At 45.8% G+C, this 20,605-nt stretch carries 15 protein-coding genes; 5 read left to right on the top strand and 10 right to left on the bottom strand.

Going from position 1 to position 20,605, the window contains the following annotated elements; genetic code table 11:
• Window positions 1-14: 14 nt before the first annotated feature.
• The 4 genes from MHI12_RS04170 to MHI12_RS04155 all read right to left on the bottom strand — a co-directional run bounded on the left by MHI12_RS04170 (window position 15) and on the right by MHI12_RS04155 (window position 6,363).
• The gene (locus MHI12_RS04170; protein ID WP_249913521.1) at window positions 15-989 is read right to left on the bottom strand and encodes a sugar ABC transporter permease; all 975 of its coding nucleotides are present in this window, start codon (window positions 987-989) and stop codon (window positions 15-17) included.
• Between the two features lie 136 nt (window positions 990-1,125).
• Complete coding sequence (locus tag MHI12_RS04165; RefSeq protein WP_405171617.1) at window positions 1,126-2,799, bottom strand: extracellular solute-binding protein; 1,674 nt, start codon at window positions 2,797-2,799, stop codon at window positions 1,126-1,128.
• Between the two features lie 175 nt (window positions 2,800-2,974).
• A complete protein-coding gene (locus MHI12_RS04160) occupies window positions 2,975-4,549 on the bottom strand; it encodes a response regulator (RefSeq protein WP_405171616.1) in 1,575 nt (524 codons plus the stop codon).
• 11 nt (window positions 4,550-4,560) lie between these two features.
• On the bottom strand, window positions 4,561-6,363 hold the full coding sequence (locus tag MHI12_RS04155; protein WP_405171615.1) for a sensor histidine kinase: 1,803 nt from the start codon (window positions 6,361-6,363) through the stop codon (window positions 4,561-4,563).
• Window positions 6,364-6,785: 422 nt separating this feature from the next.
• On the opposite strand from MHI12_RS04155, the gene MHI12_RS04150 reads away from it, so the two are divergent.
• A complete protein-coding gene (locus MHI12_RS04150; protein ID WP_133387345.1) occupies window positions 6,786-7,109 on the top strand; it encodes a hypothetical protein in 324 nt (107 codons plus the stop codon).
• Window positions 7,110-7,248: 139 nt separating this feature from the next.
• Here the strand turns inward: MHI12_RS04150 and MHI12_RS04145 are convergent, their stop codons facing one another.
• The 3 genes from MHI12_RS04145 to MHI12_RS04135 all read right to left on the bottom strand — a co-directional run bounded on the left by MHI12_RS04145 (window position 7,249) and on the right by MHI12_RS04135 (window position 10,917).
• Window positions 7,249-7,467: a hypothetical protein gene (locus MHI12_RS04145; RefSeq protein ID WP_056692804.1), complete on the bottom strand. Its 219-nt coding sequence runs from the start codon at window positions 7,465-7,467 to the stop codon at window positions 7,249-7,251.
• Window positions 7,468-7,709: 242 nt separating this feature from the next.
• Complete coding sequence (gene gnpA, locus MHI12_RS04140) at window positions 7,710-9,884, bottom strand: 1,3-beta-galactosyl-N-acetylhexosamine phosphorylase (protein WP_405171614.1); 2,175 nt, start codon at window positions 9,882-9,884, stop codon at window positions 7,710-7,712.
• A gap of 13 nt (window positions 9,885-9,897) precedes the next feature.
• Window positions 9,898-10,917, bottom strand: coding sequence for a glycoside hydrolase family 105 protein (locus MHI12_RS04135; protein ID WP_405171613.1), 1,020 nt, complete (start codon window positions 10,915-10,917; stop codon window positions 9,898-9,900).
• Between the two features lie 171 nt (window positions 10,918-11,088).
• Between MHI12_RS04135 and MHI12_RS04130 the strand changes: the two genes are divergently transcribed.
• The 3 genes from MHI12_RS04130 to MHI12_RS04120 all read left to right on the top strand — a co-directional run bounded on the left by MHI12_RS04130 (window position 11,089) and on the right by MHI12_RS04120 (window position 16,514).
• Window positions 11,089-12,036, top strand: a complete 948-nt coding sequence (locus tag MHI12_RS04130; protein WP_405171612.1) for a helix-turn-helix domain-containing protein — start codon at window positions 11,089-11,091, stop codon at window positions 12,034-12,036.
• Between the two features lie 228 nt (window positions 12,037-12,264).
• Complete coding sequence (locus tag MHI12_RS04125) at window positions 12,265-15,396, top strand: ATP-binding protein (protein ID WP_405171611.1); 3,132 nt, start codon at window positions 12,265-12,267, stop codon at window positions 15,394-15,396.
• The gene (locus tag MHI12_RS04120; RefSeq protein ID WP_405171610.1) at window positions 15,393-16,514 is read left to right on the top strand and encodes a response regulator; all 1,122 of its coding nucleotides are present in this window, start codon (window positions 15,393-15,395) and stop codon (window positions 16,512-16,514) included. Before MHI12_RS04125 ends, MHI12_RS04120 begins: the two co-directional genes overlap by 4 nt.
• Before the next feature lie 110 nt (window positions 16,515-16,624).
• Here MHI12_RS04120 and MHI12_RS04115 read toward each other — a convergent pair whose 3' ends face one another.
• Entirely contained in the window at window positions 16,625-17,809 is a 1,185-nt protein-coding gene (locus MHI12_RS04115; protein ID WP_091038856.1) for a DUF4317 domain-containing protein, read from the bottom strand.
• A 328-nt stretch (window positions 17,810-18,137) separates the two neighbouring features.
• On the opposite strand from MHI12_RS04115, the gene MHI12_RS04110 reads away from it, so the two are divergent.
• Window positions 18,138-18,692, top strand: a complete 555-nt coding sequence (locus MHI12_RS04110) for a hypothetical protein (RefSeq protein ID WP_405171609.1) — start codon at window positions 18,138-18,140, stop codon at window positions 18,690-18,692.
• A 103-nt stretch (window positions 18,693-18,795) separates the two neighbouring features.
• On the opposite strand, the gene MHI12_RS04105 is transcribed toward MHI12_RS04110, so the two are convergent.
• Together MHI12_RS04105 and MHI12_RS04100 are read right to left on the bottom strand one after the other, a co-directional pair.
• The gene (locus MHI12_RS04105; RefSeq protein ID WP_405171608.1) at window positions 18,796-19,968 is read right to left on the bottom strand and encodes an ABC transporter permease; all 1,173 of its coding nucleotides are present in this window, start codon (window positions 19,966-19,968) and stop codon (window positions 18,796-18,798) included.
• Entirely contained in the window at window positions 19,952-20,584 is a 633-nt protein-coding gene (locus MHI12_RS04100) for an HlyD family efflux transporter periplasmic adaptor subunit (protein WP_405171607.1), read from the bottom strand. Before MHI12_RS04100 ends, MHI12_RS04105 begins: the two co-directional genes overlap by 17 nt.
• Between the last annotated feature and the right edge of the window lie 21 nt (window positions 20,585-20,605).

The following is a 20,605-nucleotide window of genomic DNA, read 5'->3' as shown; positions in this document are numbered from 1 at the left end:
GCTCTGCCCCCTTATCATATCAATCGCTCTTCACCAAGAGACTTGGCAATCCCGTTGGCGATAAATATGAGCACCAGACTGACCACACTTTTGAAAATGCCTGCTGCGGTGGCAAGTGAGTAGTTACCGAGATTAATCCCGTATTTCAAAACAAAAATGTCGATTGTCTCGGATACATCCTGCACAAGTCCGTTCCCCAGCAAGTATTGAATCTCAAAACCTGCGTTCAGTACGTTACCAACGTTGATGATAAGCAGGATAATGATGGTTGGTTTGATGCTTGGAAGCGTGACATTGAACATTTTGCGAAAGCGGCCGGCTCCGTCGATGGAAGCTGCCTCGTACAAGCTCGGATTAATCGACGCCATGGCCGCCAGATAAATAATCGTGCCCCAGCCAATTTCCTTCCACATGCTGGACAGACCCACAATCCCCCAGAAGTATTTGGGTTCAGCAAAAAAATTGATCGGTGCATCAATCAGGCCCAATTTCGTCAGCAGTACATTCACAATTCCTGTTTCCGTTGACAATACATTTGCAACGATACCTGTTACGATGATCCACGACAGGAAATGTGGAAGGTAGGAAACTGTCTGTACCACACGTTTGAACAATACCATTCGCAGTTCATTTAATAACAGCGCCAGACCAATCGAGCCGACAAATCCCAGAAACAGACTGATCAGGCTCATCGCCAGCGTATTGCGAATGACACGTAAAAATGTAGGGTCCGTGAATAACGTTCGAAAATGATCCAGCCCCACCCAATCCTGCTCCATAAAACCAATGCCCGGTCTATAATTCTGAAACGCCATCAACCAGCCCCATAATGGTCCATACGCAAAAATAGCGATAAACGCAATAAACGGAAATGACATCCACATCAATTGTCGCTGACTTTTCATTCTGGACAGGTTGTACCCGATCCAGCTTGTTCCCGCTGGGATATGGCTGGTTTTTAACGAAGGCTGCAACTCCTTTTTGGCCATGTTTTTTCTCTCCTTGCTTACGAGTTTATCTATATCACCCAGTCTGGGTGAATCGATTCCATTCCTATCCAATCTCCCAATCTAGCGTGTAAGAAAGGCTACGGGGTTCCCCATAGCCATTCTGTGTGACAGGACTTTACCCCCACAGTTCCATACGTCTGCGGACTTCTTCCGTCAGCGCATCTTCATACGCTTTAATATCTGCACTCTCCTTGAGTGTGGCTTGATACTCTTCCCAGGCTTTATCAAATTCGGATGGTGAAGTCATAATCACTTTTGGCAGCCATTTGCGTTTTACATCGTCCATCTTCTGTCTGGCGATGGTCTCCGGTTTATTTGGTTCGAAATTATAGGTATAGATTGGGAACCACGGTTCATTTTCCTCCGCAGGCTCAAGGAAGTCGGTAAATTTCGTGAATCCGTAGGCCTTCAGCACTTTTTTGTCAATGTCATTCAATGTGGCAAGGTACTCCTCCGGCTGCTCCTTAGGGTCAAGTGCATTCTTCCCGTCAGCGGTCATGCCCTCATGATGCGGGAAATAGACCAACGGGCTTCCCGTGTTTGCCAGCACCCAGTCCGGATCTTTGGAATTCGCACGTTGCTCCTCATTTCTGGAGAACACGCCTTTGTCATCGACTTGATAATCCACGCCTTCCTGTCCCCAGGTTCTCAATACCTCCATCTCAGGGTCCAACAAATCATTAATATATTGAAGTGCTCCCTCGATATCCTCGCAGCTCTTTGTAATGGCCAAGCCGCCATTCACGTTAAGGATTGGATTGTTCTGATAGCGCCCTTTAACATCCTCGGAGAGTGTAATGGACAACGGTACATAGGTTTTGTCATACAATTTTTGCTTCACGAGTGATGCCTCGGCGTCAAGGAACTGCCATCCTTGATCCACCATACCCAGCACACGTCCGGTAGAAATTTTGGATATATATTGATCATAGTTTGCTGTAAAGGTTTCGTTATCAACCAGGCCTTGATGATATACCTCATTGATCTTCTTGAAATATGCTTTCGCTTCAGGAATGGTATTGTAGTTTTTAGCCGTCAGCGTTTCTTTATCAACGATGGCTGCGCCTTCGTTCGGATAACCAGCCATGAAGAGCGGAGGGTTCTCCAGTGCGAAATAACGCCAGTCATAGGAGATAATTTCAAATCCAATTGTTGGCTGACCATCAACGGTCGGGTGAGCTGCTTTATACCGTTCAATCAAGTCAAAGTATTGGTCAAGCGTTTTGATTGTCGGATAATTATCCCACTCCAGTACGGCCTTCTGAATCCAGAACGCTTCTCCATCATGGGATACTTTCATCGACTTTTCTTGTATATTGCCGAATTGAGGAATGAAGTAGATATGTCCATCCGTCGTATTTTTCATCTTCTTCCAGTCTTCGCCCAGGTAATTTTTGATGTTTGGATATTTATCGATGTAATCCTCAAGTGGTACTAACGCCCCTGCTGCTACCAGTTGCTGAGTACCATCACTCCCATCGATAAAATCGGGATATTCGCCGCCTGCAATGAGTACACCAATCCGCTCTTTGGCTGTTTGGCCCGTAAGCCAGTCCATCGTTACTCTGACGCCTGTTTTCTCCTCAATAGCCTTTAACACCCGATTATCGTCAGGCGCAATTTTTCCCGGTACGGCAAAAAATGCGGAAAATTGTTTCAATTCCCTTCCATCTGCTGTCTTTTCCCCTTTCGAGGATGATCCCGGTGTACATCCAGCGAGTGCGATGACCAGTATTAAAGCTAACAGAGCACTATACTTGATTCTTTTTCTAACATCCTTTTTCATCATGACCCCTCCATCGATTATATTGACAGAAGCTTTTTGGAAAGCGCTTTCCAAAGGCTGACTTAAAATTATCATGCTTCCATGCCCCTCTCAACGGGATAAACTATAGATGGAATCCCACTAATTCCAGCATCTGCGAAAAAAAATATCCCGCCGCTCCGTCAAGGAGTGCAGGATGTTAATCAAGAGAGTACGCAGCATGGGCACTTTTACGATATTGTGCAGGAGTCTCCCCCATGAGTTTCTCGAACCGGCTAATAAAGTAATCGGAATCCCGATATCCCACCATTGTTGCGATTTCGTATACTCTTTGATCTGTTCTGCGCAACAGCCGGGCGGCTTCCTCAATACGCAATTGATTCAAATAATCACTGAAGCTGATCGAGAAATGCTTTTTGAAAATCTGACCCAGATATGCACTATTCATGTAAAACTGCTCCCCGAGCAATTTCAGGCTGATATTTTCTCTGTAATGCTCGTGAATGAAGGCCTCAATTTTGGCTAATACGCCCATCGCATTTGACTTTTGCTGCTCCTTCAGTTTCTCTGCGCACATGAGCGAGAATTCGCATAAATGTTCAATGTTTTCCTCCATGGATAACATCGCGTAGTTCACCTTCAGGAAAGTCGATTCCATCAGCCCGGAATCTGGAGTAACCGTATCGTTATTCACGAGATCCAGCAAAGTGTATGCCAAATAATGCAAGTGGATGCGAACAATACCAGGCTCGATTCGCTCATCCAGAAAAAATTGAAAAATCCCCGTTGCATGACTATATAGCTCATCCGTCTGCTGTTCCTCAATACACTTGACTAGCCCATCAAACAATTGTTTTTCGAACTGTCCCGGCCGATTAACAAATAAGGTCGTATCCATAAGTTCGAAGTAATAAATGGGCCTGCAAGTGGTGAAGAAACGTAAGCTTTTCATTATGCCGCAAGATTGATAAGACTCGTACAGCGCCTCCAACTCATGTACTTCCTTCCCGACATAACAAGCAATAGCCGCCTCTTGACCATGGCTCAGATCGGCATGTAATCGGGTCAAATATTGCTCCAAGGTCACTGCCTCACGGTTCACCATCAGGTCCATAACAATAAGCAGAACCGCATTTTTATCACCTGTGAACGGCTTCAAAATTTGTCCCGGCAAAGGCTTGCCCACCCATGCCTCAACCCGAGCGCACCAATCCGTTCCCTGTTCTGGACCGGCTTCCGCCTCAATCAGGATGCAACGCAGTATGCCGGCATCTTGATAGTGGGGCTGCAGACTCGTAACAGCATCCTCCTCAGCCACCCCAAGCAAGATTGACTGCATATGCTGAGCCATAATAATCCGATCTTTTTTTTGCTGATATCTCTTCTCTTCCGTCCGCGCATTAAATGCGACCCTGAACTCCTCAAGCACCTGAACCAGTTCGGTCTTCACAATAGGCTTAAGAATGTAGTCATCCACCTGGTATTTAATCGCCTGCTTGGCATATCCAAACTCATAGAATCCACTTAGAAGAATCAGCTTGATGTCACCGTTATATTGCTCGTACAAGGTTTTGGCAAGCTGTAATCCGTCCATTTCCGGCATCTTAATGTCGGAAATCACCAGATCGGGCTGCATAGCGCGTACACACTCCAATGCCTGCATGCCATTGGAAGCCTGACCGCAAATCTGAAATCCGTAAGACTCCCAATCAATTAACAATAGAAGTCCTTGGCGAATAAATGGCTCATCGTCCACAATCAGCACGTTGATCATATCCTCGCTCCTTATTCTTGAGATGCCTGCATAAGAGGAATTTGAATGCTAACCGTTGTTCCCTTCCCCTTTTCACTGAATATGTGCACCTGAACAAAATCATCAAAATACATCCGCAGCCGAATATATGCATTCATCATACCAATGCTGCTAAGCTCGCTCATCCGATCCATACTCGGGTCTTGCATCATTTTGCGGAGCGAGGCCAGCTTGTCCTGATCCATACCGACTCCGGTATCTCGAATGGAAATGTACAGTTCATTACTTCGAATTTCGAATAATACCTCCACGACCCCATCATTCGACGTCCCCTCAATGCCATGGATACAAGCATTCTCCACAAAGGTGAGAACGGTTAGCTTGGGTATCATCATGGCAGCAATGGATTCGTCTGTGATCCGGATTGCAAATTGCAGCTTTTCGCCAAAGCGATACTGCTGGATACTCAGATAACTCTCCACGAAATTGATTTCCTCTGCGATTGTAATCAGATCATCGCCCCAATTGATCGTCTGACGTAACAGCAGTGCCAGTTTATGAATGACATCGGAGGTTTCAAGCTCGTCCTTGATCAAACTCCTCATACGGATCGTTTCAAGTGTGTTGAACATGAAATGGGGATTCACCTGACTCTGAAGGGCTTTCAGCTCCGCCTGCTTTTTGGAGAGCTCAAGGGCTTGCCGCTCCACCTGGCCCTTAAACACAATCTCAATCAGGTTCTTGATCTTGATGACCATCATGTTATAACTATGGGTCAGGCTGCCGATCTCGTCCTTGCCCACAGGTCCCGATATCACCTCAAATTTCTCATGCTTCACTTGATCCAGGTGTTTTGCTATCCGATCAACTCTGATGACCAGTGATCTGGATATCAACCAGATCAGCAGTGTCGGAACCAACAGATTAAGAATAATTAGTAAAGTCAAATTAAGCTTCGAATTAACAATCTCCGACAGAACGTCCAATTTCTCCGTGCTGACGACAATCTGCCAATCCTCGGATACGACGGGAATCGATTGCATGGATTGAACAGGGTCAATTGGACTGTTTGCAATCAGATTAAATGGCTTGCGCATCTGATTCATTTTTGAATCGTTTGAGAAAATGACCCTGCCATCCGAAACGACATACACCTTCCCATTTGCTCCCTCATTTTTAAGCGATTTGTTGATGAAAGCGTAGTCCAGATCAACCTTTAACACCTTTTCAACCTGTTGCTCCCCAAAGTAATCCAGCTTGCGAATAATGCTTACTTTGCGTCCTCCCTGACTTTGCGACATCTCCGCCTGCTGTTTGTCAAAATACGAATAGATCATGATATGGTCGCTTGTGTTCATCAGCGCTTGATACCAATCACTTTTCTTCACCTCATCATCCAGCTTAATGAAGTTTCCTCCATTGACAAAGGTATCATTGCCAACATAAAACGTAATTTGATTCACCTGCTGGTAGCTGTAGTAGTACCTGACCAGATTGTTGTTGCTAAGCATATCATAGTAGGCAGAATAATAGTCTTCCTGATCGCGATACTTGAACTCCATGAACCGGTTCAGCGTTCCATCGGTATAGAGAAAATTGGACACATACAAGCTATTGTCTATACTGTTCCGCAGGTTGAACTTGATCCTTTGCTGCATTTCATTAAATCGGCTATGCTCCTTCTCTTCAATGTTACCTTTGATGCTTTGGTAAAACACGGTATTTGTGACCAGGACAGGGACCAGCACACAAAAGATGAACAATATGTACAACTTGGTTTTGAGACTCCAATCATCCAGAAACTGAATACGCTTACAGTATGTCTTTCGGCTCATGTCTTATCGTTGTCTCCTCTAACAATTACATAGCATCAACGTTATTACTCAAAGTCATCATGGATGAACTGATTCCCCTGTTGAGAAGCATTATTGTTCCCATGCATATCACCATGGCACAGCCCCTCCAGATATTTAAGGTTGAGCAATGAACGTACCCCTTCATCATATCCACCTATAACATAGTATATTTTAAATTTATTTTCCAGAATATATATTTAATGAAGTGAAATACATCATCGGAACTCATGAAGGTTTATTTCCTGACAATATGAAGCTCGACAAACTGCTTACCGACTAGGGCATTGACCATAATACCTATGTTTATCCCAAAAAATCCTATAATCCACTTGTAAATTATATTATTCCGGGTATAATACTCGGTATATAGAAATGTGAAGCCGACTGGAGTGAATAACGCCATGAGTTCTTGGACACAAGCTTGGGTTAACGATTATTTGGATTTATATAATTATGCCCGTACCATAGGAGACTCGGAATGGGCTGAAGATATTCTTGAAAAGCTTCAAGAGCAGAAGGATGAATTGCTACAGAAAGAACGAAAGGTTGTTATGCTGCGTGAATTGCTCGCCAACTATGACCGGATTAACAACCAGCTATTGGAAATATTTAATAAACTGCGGGTCGCTTCCGAAGGTTCTCAGACCGATTCCCTACAGGAGCAATGGTTCAAATTAAAGCTTATGCGTATCGATGTGTCGAGGAAGATTCTTCAATATAAATAAAGAAAAAAGCCGGTCTGCAGTTCGTCTGCTTAACCCGCCTTGATTAAGGCTTACTACGCTTTTGATGTGATGCGTACAGTCAACTGTTCCGCGCATTATGTAAAGCCCGCCAGCTTTACATTAAATAAATCATCAATAATTACATCGATGCTTTCTTCATGTTGCTCATCATGCCCATCATTGTAGTCATCATTTCGTCGCATTCTTGCATACAGGACATCATTTTATTCATGTCCATGCCTTCCATCATGCTTTTGTCTTCCATGCATTCCATCATCATCTTCATGGATTTCATCTTGCACATCATTTCTTCCATACACATGTTCATCATCATGTTCATCATCATCATATTTTCCATCACCCATACCTCCTATTAAAATGTAGTAGACTTCCTTTTTTTAGCATAAACGATAGCCTACGTAAAAGCAATCTTTTTCCTCTTGCATTTCCATAAAATTTCTTGTATAATACGCATTTAACTTATAAATCCAGTCGGGAATACAGACTTTAATAGATACTGAATACAACAAAAGCTCAAGCATTGGCTGATTGCCGTAGCTTGAGCTTTTTTCGTTATGAAATAGAACCCATATCTGCTCCTTACACCGATTTTGTTAAACCAATTTTGGTGATCACCGTATCGTACGGGTCCAATTCCACGGTCTGTTTTCCATGCTCTGTATTGATCGTCGTGGACTGAACCTGATCGCTATTATTGATCACAACCAATATGTTGCTCTCAGGGTAGTACGCGCACTCGGTATACAAGTTATCCGTGATGTACTTTGTTTCATCGAATTCATTGCCCGCAAATCGAATCAAATTCAGAAGTAGTCTTGTATTTTCCCAGCTGAATTCGAAGGAAGGTAAATAGATCCCTTTCCCTTTTCCAAAAGCATGTGTGGACAGTGTGATCCGACCATCCGTTTCACTCACTACAGCTGCTGAGCCATCAGTAAGATAAATGTTATTTTTCGGAAGTATGCTGGCCCCCTCAGGCACCAAACCATACTCATCACTAACCTCATACGACCATTTTCCATGAACAACTCTGGCGCCTGTATCCTCATCCACCCCAAGCACATGAGCCATTCTAAAATAGCTGTCGTACCCGTCCATTGCCGAAGGCTGGTTAATGCCAATAAAGGTACCACCCTCATACACCCATTGGGTCAATAAGTCCACAGACTTGTGGTCACTCCAATGCTCTCCACCGCTCCATGCTGAACCTGCAGAGCCGGCATTGATGACAACATCTACATCCTTCAATGCGCCCTGACAAATATCATCAAAATCAATAAACTGCACGTCAACAGGCAACCCGGCTAAAGCCTCATTCACATGAATCAGATCATGCATATGTGTTTCATGAAAATGACCGGACAAGGTCCACGATCTTAACTTGCCCCAGCTATGCAGGACGGCTACCTTTGTTTTGATCTGATACGGTTTTCCCTCTTGATGCAGCTCTTTCATTTCCCTGAATTCATGGGCAATCTTCTCGATATAATCCACAAAGTCCGGGTAAGGCTCAACCAGATGCAAATATCCACCCAGTCCAATCCGGTCAATCGACTCACGCAGCAGCGCACGCCGGATATTAATCCAATATTTCTTCGCATCCAGGGTAGGATCTCCGCCCTCCTTGAAGGTAGGAAGCCCACCTAAGCCAACTGGGAACAAGTAGGGATGCAGGCGAATCTCATGGGTATCAGCCTTAACGCCTGAGCACATTCTTGCCTCATAACCGGAGAACACACATTTGATCATGCCGTCGAATCCAAATTCCTCAAAGCGATCATTGTACGGCTCCATGCCCACCCAGCTGTCATCATAGAAGACATACGCCAGCTTGTTATGTTTGTGGACAATATCAATCAACTTTTTACCGAATTCAATGACAAAATCATTGATAAATGCCATCCAATCCAGCTTTCGCTGATCCGCAGGCATATGAGTGACCCGATATTTACCGCCATTTACAAAGTCCTCGGCTGAGAGTGAATACCCATATTTTTGAGCAAACAGATCCAGTGCTCTCGAACTTACGGTAAAATCGTATGAACCCCAATCCGAGAACAAATGGCGGTTCCGCTCATCACTGCCCCAGATCCAGGCGAAGTTATAAAATAGGGACGTAAAACGTACAACCGTTGTTTCCGGGTGTTCTTGGCACCACTTTTCCATCCAATCCAGCAGATACGTTTGGGTGTCTGTATAGATCGGGTCAATCTGCATCAGGTGCTCTTTGTCCCAATTATTCGTCGTGTGATTGTACATGGAAATCTCTTCCCATATCCGATAAACCATGAAACTCACCGTGTATTTATGCCAAGGAGCAACGCCAGTAATGACAACATTGCCAGATTCCCTTTCATAATTCCACTGTCCTCTAGGAACTTCTTCCCCAGTCGTTCGATCATAAACCTGCCAATATTTAAACGCTTCTTTGGAATCATTCACCCTGAATTGTTCAGCGAAGAAGTCCTCCATCAGATAGATGGATACATAATCTTGCACAGCGACCTTCGGATTGGTAATGAGAAAACATTGCTGCAGTTTATCCAGATTACGGGATGCCCACTCATTATGATCCCGAATAATGCAAATGGTTGAATAGATGCCGTATCCGGCATTAATAATCTCATCGGACAACTTTGTACCGTCACTGTCTCGAATTACATCGGCACCCCAGCGATCGGCAAGTTCCAGCGTCAGTGCCTCATAACCGGATTCTCCCGGTAGTGTAAAGGAGCCTTTGGTTGGTTTGGACAATGTGGTTCCCTCCCTATCTCAACATATCGGACAGAAAAGCGAGTGCCAGGCCCTGACCCCAGCCCTGAATCCAGTCTTTTGGAATATTGCGATAACCATCCCGATCCTTCATGACCGCCGTACCACCAGATACACCAAGCACGCGCCCATCTTCACTAATGTTGCTCAGGATGCCTTCCAATGCTTTTTGCACATATTTCGTATGCAGTGGATTGCCATTATTGATCATGGCTGCTGCAATACCCGCGGAAGCGGACACCTCTTCGTACGAATCTTCGTCATCCAGAACCGTACGCCACAAGCCATTCTCGGTCTGCACCAGCTTGAGAGCCGCCAACTGATCGCGAAGTGCACACTCTACATCCATACATTGCGGATACAGGTACCAGTCGTTGAGCTGAGGTTTTACTTGAGACATCGTATAGGCTCCCCAAGCGTTTGCTCTTCCCCAGTAAAATCCGGACATGTGGTCCTTATTGATATTGTTATAACCGTGATACCACAGACTGCTGCTCGGATCTTGGAGGTATTTGATATGCCAGTAATACTGATTCAGCGCATCCTGAATCATGGCTTCGTCTTTTAATTTGCTACCTACGCGGAGCAGGAAAAATGCCGCCATAAACAAGGTGTCCGCCCAAGCCTGTTCGGGGAAATCATTGGAAACGGATACCGTATGCTGAAGCACATTGTCTCCAAAGCGAAGCGCATGGTTCTGGAGATAATCGACTTTGCTGAGGACAATATCCCAATATTTCTGATCCCCGGTTTCTTCATATAAAGTGATGAGCACATGGCCCATGGCACATGTATTTACCGTCCAACTTGGCAGACCCAGCTCGATATATTCGTCCGCCCATTTCACCAGCCTGTCCAGAATCTCTTGGTTGCCTGTCGTTTGATAGGCTCTGGATACACCATAATAAGCCACTCCACCGGGCCAATCCCATGTCAGATCCATATCCAGTGTTTTCTTGGTAACGTTCTCGATTACGTGTAGAATCTGATCTCTGTCATATTTCACTTGAAGCATTGTTATTCCCCTCTCCCTGCGCACACGCCCCCAAGTGCGCCCTGAGAGGTGTCCGTCCATTTTTGTAAACGCTTTACTTATTCCATTGTACGCAGTAAAATAGTCTCAATCTAAGCATATTCATAACAAAACTGCGCAATTTCAATCATTTATACATAGGAGTCCTCGAACATGCCCAAACCGAAGAAACCGGTCATTGAATATCGTCACTATAGCCTGCCCATTGATTTCCCTGTCCTGTTACTCAGTGGAGACCGCTGGAGAATATCCGATATCAAGAGTGAGCATCTTCATTTCCATAACCACATGGAGATTGGCATCTGTTATTCAGATGGAGGAATCATTGAGATTAAGGGAGAATCTGTGCCTTTTCGGGCAGGCGACATCACGTTCATTCCCCGATACCTTCCGCACACCACGTACAGTTCACCTAATAACGCCAGCCTGTGGGCTTATATCTTTTTTTCACCGGAAGAACTCTTCCGTCATTCGCTCAAAACAGCCCAAAGTCACATTGAACCCAATCTATGGGCTATTCAGGGAACCAATTGCATTCTGAATAAGGAACAGCATCCCAAAATTCATACGCTCGCAACATCAATCGTAGAAGAAATGAAGCAGCAGTCCCCCTACTATCGGGAGAGCGCGTACGGCTTGTTGATGTCTCTATATATCGAACTGCTTCGAATTCATGCGAGCAGCGAGCGCTTGTCATCTCAGGATCAGGAACGGGAACGAGACCTCCAAGGTGACTTGGTCATCTCACCCGTGCTGGAGTTTATCACCAAAAATTATATGATGCCCGTGACCATCGATTATCTCGCTGATCTTTGTCATCTGAGTACAACGCATTTTCGCCGCAAGTTCCATGAAATTATGGGAACCACGCCGCTTGATTTTCTGAACAGTACCCGGATTGAAGAAGCCTGCAAGCGATTGAAAAGCACGGAGGCCTCCATTCTGTCTATCTCTGAGCAGGTCGGCTTCCGATCCATCTCCAGCTTTAACCGCTGCTTCGCCAAACTGATGGGCGAATCACCCAAAGCCTGGCGCAAAGGCGCTCATACAGAAGCACAGTCTGCAAAAGCCTCAATATTGGAATTCACGGGGTGGGTATGAATTCACGTACAGCATATTGAAATAACCCTGCATAAAAAAGGTACCAAAAAGCCCGAAAGTCATGGTGACTTTCGGGCTTTTCCATCACAATGAACAAACAATAAACAGAAAAAAATGTCGAAATTTGATTGCGCCCCCCAGAGATATTCGCTACAATGCCGATAGAATACAAGAGATTTTGTCCGTAGCTACCAAAGGATTGAACAATCTCTAAAGGAGCAGCATTTCGTGTTATTAAAAATTTCAGGCGTTGTCCTGACTGTTGTACTCGCTATTACCGTACTGCTGCTGTCAACGATCAGAGAACCACAATCTGCTGCGCTTCATGCCCGTCAAGGTGTTCTGGACCTCTCGGCCTGGAATCCTGAACAAGACGAGCGGATCAAGCTGGACGGGGAGTGGGAATTTTACTGGGAGCGATTGCTTCCTGACGAATCTGCCACATCGAATCAGGCTGGACCAACGAAAGCACCCGACACCTATGCAACCGTTCCCGGCTCCTGGAATCGACTTAAAGTGAATGGAGAACGACTGCCTACCCACGGCTTCGCCACGTATCGACTAGTGCTGCGTAATGCACCTGTTGAAGGAACGCTGGCGATCAAAAAAATGAACATCCGTTTTGCTAGCGAAATCTACATCAATGGCAACAAGCTGCTGGAAGACGGGCATGCCGTGGCAAAATCCGCAGGTTACCGACCAGGCAACTCCCCCCAGATTGGCTTTTTCCCCTATCATGGCGGTGACATTGAGATTTTGATCCGGGTGGCTAATTACGATTACACGGACTCTGGCATTCCGGGTCCACTCTTTTTCGGCGAACAAGCAGCCATGCTGAAAAAACATCAATTCAACACAGCTATCGAATTTGGCACGCTTGCTGTACTGGGTACCATTTCTATCATATTCCTCATCAGTTACCTGGGGTCTGCACTCTACCGAAACAGGGACGATTCCCTGCTGCTGATTGGTCTAATCTGTCTGCTGTATGCACTCTATAACGGCATGATCAGCGAACGTGTATTATCCATGGCGGGCACGGAAATTTCCTTTAGCACACTCTATAAATTAAAAGATTTCTGCTCTGTGGCATGTCTGGGTCTGTTAACCTTTTACTTCTACCGATTCAAAACAGGCATCCTGTCCGGTTTGCTCACGGCGGTGATCCTGATCATCTTCGGAGCATATTTATGCATGGTCACGCTCCTGCCTATTTCCATCTATGGGCTTGCTGCACCTTACGTCGTCGTTATGTATACGTTGCTGTTAATCTGGTTGCTGTATCAATGTGCAAAACAGTTCCTAACCAGTGAGAAGGGCGAACGGCTGTCTACTTTTCTGTGGTACGCAGCTCTCTTAAGCATCATGCTGTATTGTCTGGACATTAATCTCTTCTCGATCTCGCTCAAGGAAAACATGAATATCGGGCAGGCTTCCATTGTCCTGTTCAGCATCCTGATGCTGTTTCTAGCGGTGCTTCGATTCTTCGAGGCCTATCGTACGGTCCGTACACTCAAAGATCAGTTGCTCTTGCTGGACAAGGTGAAGGACGACTTCCTGTCCAATACTTCGCATGAGCTCAAAACACCGCTGAACGCGATTGTTAACATCAGTGAAAGCCTGCTTAAAGGCGCAGAAGGTCCCCTTACCGATGAGCAAGCGCACAATCTGGCGATCGTGACGGGAAGTGGCAGACGATTAACTTATCTGGTCGATGAATTGCTGGATTATTCGAAAATGAAACATGGCGACATCCCGCTCCACCGTTCTTCGACCGATCTGTACTCGTTTGTCGAATCGGTCATGCGTATGCACTCCTTCCTGCTTGGCGCGAAAAAGGTGGAGCTTATCAACCGCATCCCGTCGCATTTCCCGCCGATCTATGCAGACGGCAATCGACTGATTCAGATTTTGCATAATCTAATCGGCAATGCTGTTAAGTTTACGGAACGTGGCACGGTAAGCATCAAAGCTGCGGTTGTGCAAGGCAAAGCGGAGATACGCATTATCGATACCGGCCGTGGTATCGGTACGGACAAGCTGGAACATATCTTCCTACCGTTCGAGCAGGAAGCAGATACGGGGCCAGTCGTTGCTGGAGGCACCGGTCTAGGACTGAGCATTACGCGCAAGCTGGTCGAGCTGCACGGCGGAACCATTCATGCGGAATCGGCACCCGGCATGGGTGCCACGTTCATCCTGACCTTTCCGCTGGCAGAGAATAAAGGAGAGAAACGTTCCAACGTCATGCCACTTACCATCGCTCCTACAGGTCCTGATAATCGGCTACTCCGGTTCGAAGAACCAACGATTGTACAAGGGAATAAAGACGAATGGATCATCGTTGTGGATGACGACTCAGCTAATTTGCAGACAATAGTGAATCTCTTGAAGCTGGAAGGATACAGTTACGCGGTCACTTCACGCTCACCTTCGGTACTGGAACTGCTCGACCAGCTTCCCGCCGTGCATCTCGTCATTGCTGATATCATGATGCCCGACATGTCGGGTTACGAATTACTGGAACGGATCAGGGAGCGCTTCTCTCCTTCCGAGTTGCCTGTCCTCATGCTGACGGCGAGTAATAAAGCCAATCAATTGAAGTTGGCCTTGGAGAAAGGTGCCAATGATTTTGTATCCAAGCCGTTCGAATCGGAGGAACTGCTGGCACGGATCGGCGGTTTGACTCGGATGAAAACATCCGTGCAAGCTGCGCGAGATGCGGAAATATCTTTTTTGCGGTCACAGATGAACCCGCACTTTCTGTATAACGCCCTGAACGCCATTGCCGAATTGTGTGTGGATGCGCCGAATCGGGCAGAACAATTGATTTTGCAATTATCGAGTTACTTACGGCGGAGTGTGCACTTTAAACATCTGGACTCAAAGACAAGCCTGATGAACGAACTGGAGATGATCGAGGCCTATGTAGCGATTGAACAAGCTCGCTTTGGCCCAAGGTTGGAGGTCATCATCGACGTGGATGCGGACGTGAACCGGAACATGGACATTCCACCACTCACATTACAGCCCCTGATTGAAAACGCGATTCGTCACGGCCTGATGTCCAGCATTCACGGGGGCCGCGTCATGTTGTCTATACGTAATCTGAATGATACGGAAACACGGTTCACCATCGAGGACAACGGAATTGGTATAACCAGGGAACGGATGGATGAAATTCGGCAATCTACCGATGGCAGTAACGGCGTGGGACTATGGAATATCTCCAGCCGGTTGAACCTGCTGTATGGCAGACACCTTCAGATGGAAAGTCTGGACGGCGAGGGAACGCGGATTACCTTTGATCTTCCAAATCAACGTCTAAGCACAGATGGGAACGGGGGTTATAAAACATGAAGATGAAAGTCATCATCGTGGACGATGAGGATTTGTCGCTGAAGCGACTGAATCGTATTTTGACAGAAAGTGGTGAAGTCGAGGTATCTCGTGCGTTTCATGACCCGGAGGAAGCCTGTGAATATGCGGCAGAGAATAGCTTCGATGCGGCATTTCTGGACATTACGATGCCTCGCATCTCAGGTATGCAACTCATTGGTGAATTGCGTAAACATCATCCTTCACTTCCAATCGTGCTGGTGACTGGATATGAGGAATATGCGGTGCAGGCCTTCGACAAAGAGGTGATCGATTACGTCATCAAGCCGGTCACGGCTGAGCGACTGAACCGCAGCATCAAACGGTTGCAGGAAAAGCTTAACAAGTCCGTGACAACACCTGAACCAGCGGTGCCTGGACCCAAACTGAACGTTCGTCTGTTCGGTGAATTCACCGTGTTCGGCGGAGCCGGAGCAGACAGTCCCATCAAGCTTAGAACGCCCAAGACGGAAGAATTGCTGGCATTCTTGCTGTATACCAAATCAACCACCCGCGATGCTTTGGCTGATACGTTGTGGAAGGACCTCAGTCCGCAGAAGGCCTGGACGAACATCAATTCCACACTGTACTACGTGCGGCGTGCCATCGGCGATAACAGTGACGTGCCGATCATTCTCAAGGACAGAAACGGTATCCGTATCGACCGGGAAGCGATTAACTGTGATCTGTACGAGTTCGAGACTTTGTTCCGGCAGATGCGTCAGGCCTCGGCACATCGCCCCGAGCTCTTCGAGCGGATGGATACGTTGTATACGGGTGAACTTCTGAAAGGAAGGCATTATGAGTGGGCTTTTGCGTGGTCCAGACAGCTGGAACTGGATTTCATCATGACGATGGAAACTGCGGCCCACTATCACGCGAAGGCAGGCGAGCCGTTACGGGCGCTGTATTATTTTGAACGTATCCTCCAGATTGATTCGATTCGGGAAGATATTCATCGCGAGATCATCCTGTTGTACCTATCGCTTGGACGAAGAACCGAAGCGCAGCGCCAGTATCTGGTGCTGGAGGAATTGCTCAAAGAGGAGCTTGGCTCCAGTCCGGCAGCGGATATCAAACAACTTCTGCGGCAGTCATGAAACAGCAAAAAAGCCCATGCCTTGGCGATAATGCCTTAGGATGGGCTTTTTGCAATAGATGGACGTTCATTCGTACTTGTCCGATGATTTTACTTCATCATGGTCTACGATCAATCCTCATTTATAAGTTTTTCGGTATTGAGCGTAAATCCTTCAATCACAACATCTTCGTCCACTTCAATCATGATGCAACGTCTGCCTTGATAGTTCACCTGTTTCACATATCTCAGGTCTTGCGGGCTAACCGAAATCGTAGCAACCTTGGTCTCAATCTTAATGGACTTGGACGTAAACTTCGGCATAACACTGGTCGCTTTCATCTCATAATTCTTGTTGTCAACGATCGTTTCGAAGGCACGTTCTACTTTCTCTGTTGTCAGATCCTCTATACCGCTTGCGGTCAGTACACGTTCCAGATCTTTATAATCCAGCTTCGGAGGCTCTTCCTCATGGGACTCTTCGTTAATCTCGATGACTCGGTTGATCTCCTCGTATACATGTGCAATGGTGGCTGAATCGAGCTGTTCACCGGCCACTTCCTTGACGATATCTTCGAAGATCGCCCGTTCTTCCAGTGCGGTTACGGATCTTTCTCCATTCAATACATTTTCAACAAAATGCGGATCCGGGAAATTCGATTTCCCTGTACAATACAGTACACGATTCACATCGGAGTAGTTGTCCGTCACGCTAGGGTACAGGAACCCTTGCTCTGGCGTGCTTAATTTGATAATCGGATCGACAATAATGTTGTATTTGAATTCTCTCTCCACGTAATCAAACAGGAGTGTCTTCCGCTGTTTCTCCGTAGAGTTCACGCTGCACAGAATGAACGGATGGGCGAACACCTCGTTCTTCTCACTCTCTTCCGTGGCTTCGTTTCTAGCCTTGGTCGGCAGATAATACTGTCCACGCACGAACGTAGCTACCATGTCCCGCTCAAACTTCGTATCCACCAACATTCGATCCACGAGCAGCAGCATCAGATCCTGCCATTCATCCGGATCACCTGTTACCAGCGCCTGGTGAAGCAGTACCTGTGCCGGGTCCTCCGCCGCTTCCTGGAACTTTAGTTCAAATAACTTCTGATCCAAATCACCTGTCAGCAATTTTTTGAAATTGCCCATGTACAGCTCCTGTTTCTCTCTATCCACCAGTTCGAACGGGTGACGCTCCCAGTGATAGACCTCATTGGTTTCCTTCGTAATATACACGTTGAGAATATCGTAAATATTCAGTAGATCGTGATCGAGTTTAAACTGCTTGCGTATATGCGCGACTTCTTTTTTATTCATGATTCGTTAGACAACTCCCATAATAAATAATTTTATCTGCGTGCAGCTCTGTATCCTAAAAATCAGTGCTCCCTTGGAAGTTTTCATCTGAGCAGTAGGTCACAACTGGGTGCAGCTATGGAGTAGCTGGATCAAGCCGTTCTTGCTCTCCATTTCTGTACTCTCAGTCAAAAATTATATCATATAATGATGACGACTAATGAGAATCAATCTATGTTATTTCCCTCTTTATCACGATCCATTTTTTGAATACGATTTCACTGAACATAGTAACATAACCTTTAGTCTGGTAGACTAACTAAGATTACATACCAATGGAGGAAATATTGTGAAGAAATCAATACTCGTTTTATCCATTCTTGTTTTGTCCTCTCTCATAAGTGCGTGCAACGTGACAAAAACAGAGGAAACTAAACAAGTCAGTACAGCAGTATCACAGATTGAAAATACAGATGTGGTAACAGATGAAGCATCTACAACTGGTTCCGTCGAACAGACGGAGCAAGCAGCAATAGATTGGCAGACATCAGTGAACGAACTAGCTAAAAGCGATCAATCACCTACAGAAAAAGCCGAAGCAACAGAAAAGCTTGCTCGGGAATACAATCCTACTACTGAGGAACTCGAAGAATTTAAGTATCATGTCCTTCAAGAATTTATGAGTTTCAATTATCTAAAAGACGGCTCAAATGCTGAATATATGTTAAGCAATCTGTTTCAATCGATTGCACTAGAACATCACGATGTTCACGTCGTCAGAGACTTCGCTCTTGCTTTTTATCACAACACAAAAAATGTATTTACTGGTGTAGAAGAGATGGATAGCGATCGTGTGAAAGCTTACGAAGAACAATTGTATAAAGACCTCAACGATGGAAAATAGCTCGCCGTATGAGAGACACGATGAGATCTAAAAAGAAAACAAAAAGACGCAACAGGAATGACTCCCGTGCGCCTTTTTTCGTTGTTTAACGATTCTTAAATAATTAACTACTGCTCGGCAATATATCCGTATTCAACAGGGGTGCTCTGCTGGAAGAAACTTTCCTTGTTTCCCGCAGAAACAGTAATCCCATAAACAAGGACACTCCGCCAATAATAATCAGCAATGCCCCCAACTCCTGACTGTAGGCTGTCAGCGCCCCGTCCCTAAACGCCATTCCACGAATCAGACGGTTAAGCCAGTTCATGGGTAATGCCCATGCGAACATTTGGAACGGTTCTGGGAACGCCAGCGGCGTTAATTGAATTCCCGTAGCCAGAAAGGAGGGATACAATACAAAACTGGTTCGTAGGCTTACTTTCGACATATCTTTGGCAGTGTATCCAATCAGCATACCCATGAGTGACAAAGCAACAGCATAAACAACTAACGGAATGATAAAAAGATAAGCCTCTGCTTCAAACCGCATTCCCCCCACCTGCTTTAATAATCCATAGGATAGAAGCAGTGAAAGTGAACTCAACACAGCGTAAGGTACACTCCGAACCCATAGTTGAAAAGGTGACTTTCCGTTTGCAAACAGTTTCCCTTCCTGACGAAGCCGGGGTACAATTGAGCCCGCTGCACTTGTTGTAATCATCAATACTACGATATTCACAAATCCAAGTACCATAAAACCAACATAACTGGAGGTTGGATTAAACAGCATCCGCTGCTGAAGGGATAACGGGGACACGATCCCTTTAGCTGTCTCGGCATCCATCCCTTTTTGGATCAAACGTGTCATGGAAAGGGTCATATTTTCCGTCTGGATGATCTCCTGAATTGCAGTACGAATACCGGTCAGCCCCGAGGGCATCGTGTTATCCATCAAGATACCGATATTCGTCGATTTCCCTTGTTGTTGACGCAGTCCCAATTGATTGGGAAGCATAATGACCGCTACAGCCTGCTCGTTAGCAAGTAAAGTTTCTGGACTCATTCGGCTCGCATATACACTCTTGACGCTCATGTATTGTGACGCATTTATTTTGGAGATCAACTGCCGTGAATATTCGCTATGATCCTCATCAATGACCACAACTGGTGATTTACTGAGTTGATTCTGCGAGAACATTAAGCCGAAAAATAAGGCTGCAATCATTGGCCCAATAAAAATTAGCCGTATATACTTACTGCCTACGACGTACTTCCACTCGTCAATCAGTGATTTCATCAAGTTTCACCTCTGCCGTCATCCCCGGAAGCAAATCGGTATTCGAATCCATCGATATTCGGACCAGAAACATGCTCAAATCGGCTTGCCCTTTTTCCCGCGACATACGCAAGTTCGCAAACTGAGGAGCAGTTGAGATGGAAGTAACGCTCCCCTTCACCTGCGTTGGCTGATCCAAATAAGGGAAATGAACATCAATGCTTTGATTCACTGCAAGCTGTTGAATTTCACTTTCCTGTATGTAAAGGTCGGTGTAATACGTATTCTTTTGCACAACTGCTAGCGGGACTCCTGCTTGGACTTGATCCCCCTGCTTTACAGCAACTCGGTCAACCAACCCGTCATACGGTGCGAGTACATCCACATCTCCCTCCCCTGCTGATTTCACTTTGAGAAGAACCTCTCCCTCTTTCACAAAGTCCCCCGTAGATGCACCAACCTCTGCAATCGTCCCGGGACTATTCTGATAAAATAAAGTCGTTTGTTCTGCCTCAAGTATGCCTTGTTTCCGGCTCTCGGCCTGACTTACAGCATCCTTCCCTTTAACCGCAAGAAGTGAACCTCCAATAATAAACACCATCGCAATTCCGATATACAAACCTGCTTTTATCTTCATTCTTATATCTCTCCCATTCCC

Origin of the sequence: Paenibacillus sp. FSL H8-0280, from assembly GCF_045040665.1 — a bacterium.
GTDB lineage: Bacteria > Bacillota > Bacilli > Paenibacillales > Paenibacillaceae > Paenibacillus > Paenibacillus xylanexedens_A.
The sequence above is the reverse complement of the archived record's forward strand: the minus strand, read 5'-3'. Positions and strand labels throughout refer to the sequence as shown.

Excerpts from the sequence above, each read along its gene's own strand:
- MHI12_RS04170 (WP_249913521.1), bottom strand. The coding sequence starts at position 989 with ATGGCCAAAAAGGAGTTGCAGCCTTCGTTAAAAACCAGCCATATCCCA.
- MHI12_RS04165 (WP_405171617.1), bottom strand. The coding sequence starts at position 2,799 with ATGATGAAAAAGGATGTTAGAAAAAGAATCAAGTATAGTGCTCTGTTA.
- MHI12_RS04160 (WP_405171616.1), bottom strand. The coding sequence starts at position 4,549 with ATGATCAACGTGCTGATTGTGGACGATGAGCCATTTATTCGCCAAGGA.
- MHI12_RS04155 (WP_405171615.1), bottom strand. The coding sequence starts at position 6,363 with ATGAGCCGAAAGACATACTGTAAGCGTATTCAGTTTCTGGATGATTGG.
- MHI12_RS04150 (WP_133387345.1), top strand. The coding sequence starts at position 6,786 with ATGAGTTCTTGGACACAAGCTTGGGTTAACGATTATTTGGATTTATAT.
- MHI12_RS04145 (WP_056692804.1), bottom strand. The coding sequence starts at position 7,467 with ATGGAAAATATGATGATGATGAACATGATGATGAACATGTGTATGGAA.
- MHI12_RS04135 (WP_405171613.1), bottom strand. The coding sequence starts at position 10,917 with ATGCTTCAAGTGAAATATGACAGAGATCAGATTCTACACGTAATCGAG.
- MHI12_RS04130 (WP_405171612.1), top strand. The coding sequence starts at position 11,089 with ATGCCCAAACCGAAGAAACCGGTCATTGAATATCGTCACTATAGCCTG.
- MHI12_RS04120 (WP_405171610.1), top strand. The coding sequence starts at position 15,393 with ATGAAGATGAAAGTCATCATCGTGGACGATGAGGATTTGTCGCTGAAG.
- MHI12_RS04115 (WP_091038856.1), bottom strand. The coding sequence starts at position 17,809 with ATGAATAAAAAAGAAGTCGCGCATATACGCAAGCAGTTTAAACTCGAT.
- MHI12_RS04105 (WP_405171608.1), bottom strand. The coding sequence starts at position 19,968 with ATGAAATCACTGATTGACGAGTGGAAGTACGTCGTAGGCAGTAAGTAT.
- MHI12_RS04100 (WP_405171607.1), bottom strand. The coding sequence starts at position 20,584 with ATGAAGATAAAAGCAGGTTTGTATATCGGAATTGCGATGGTGTTTATT.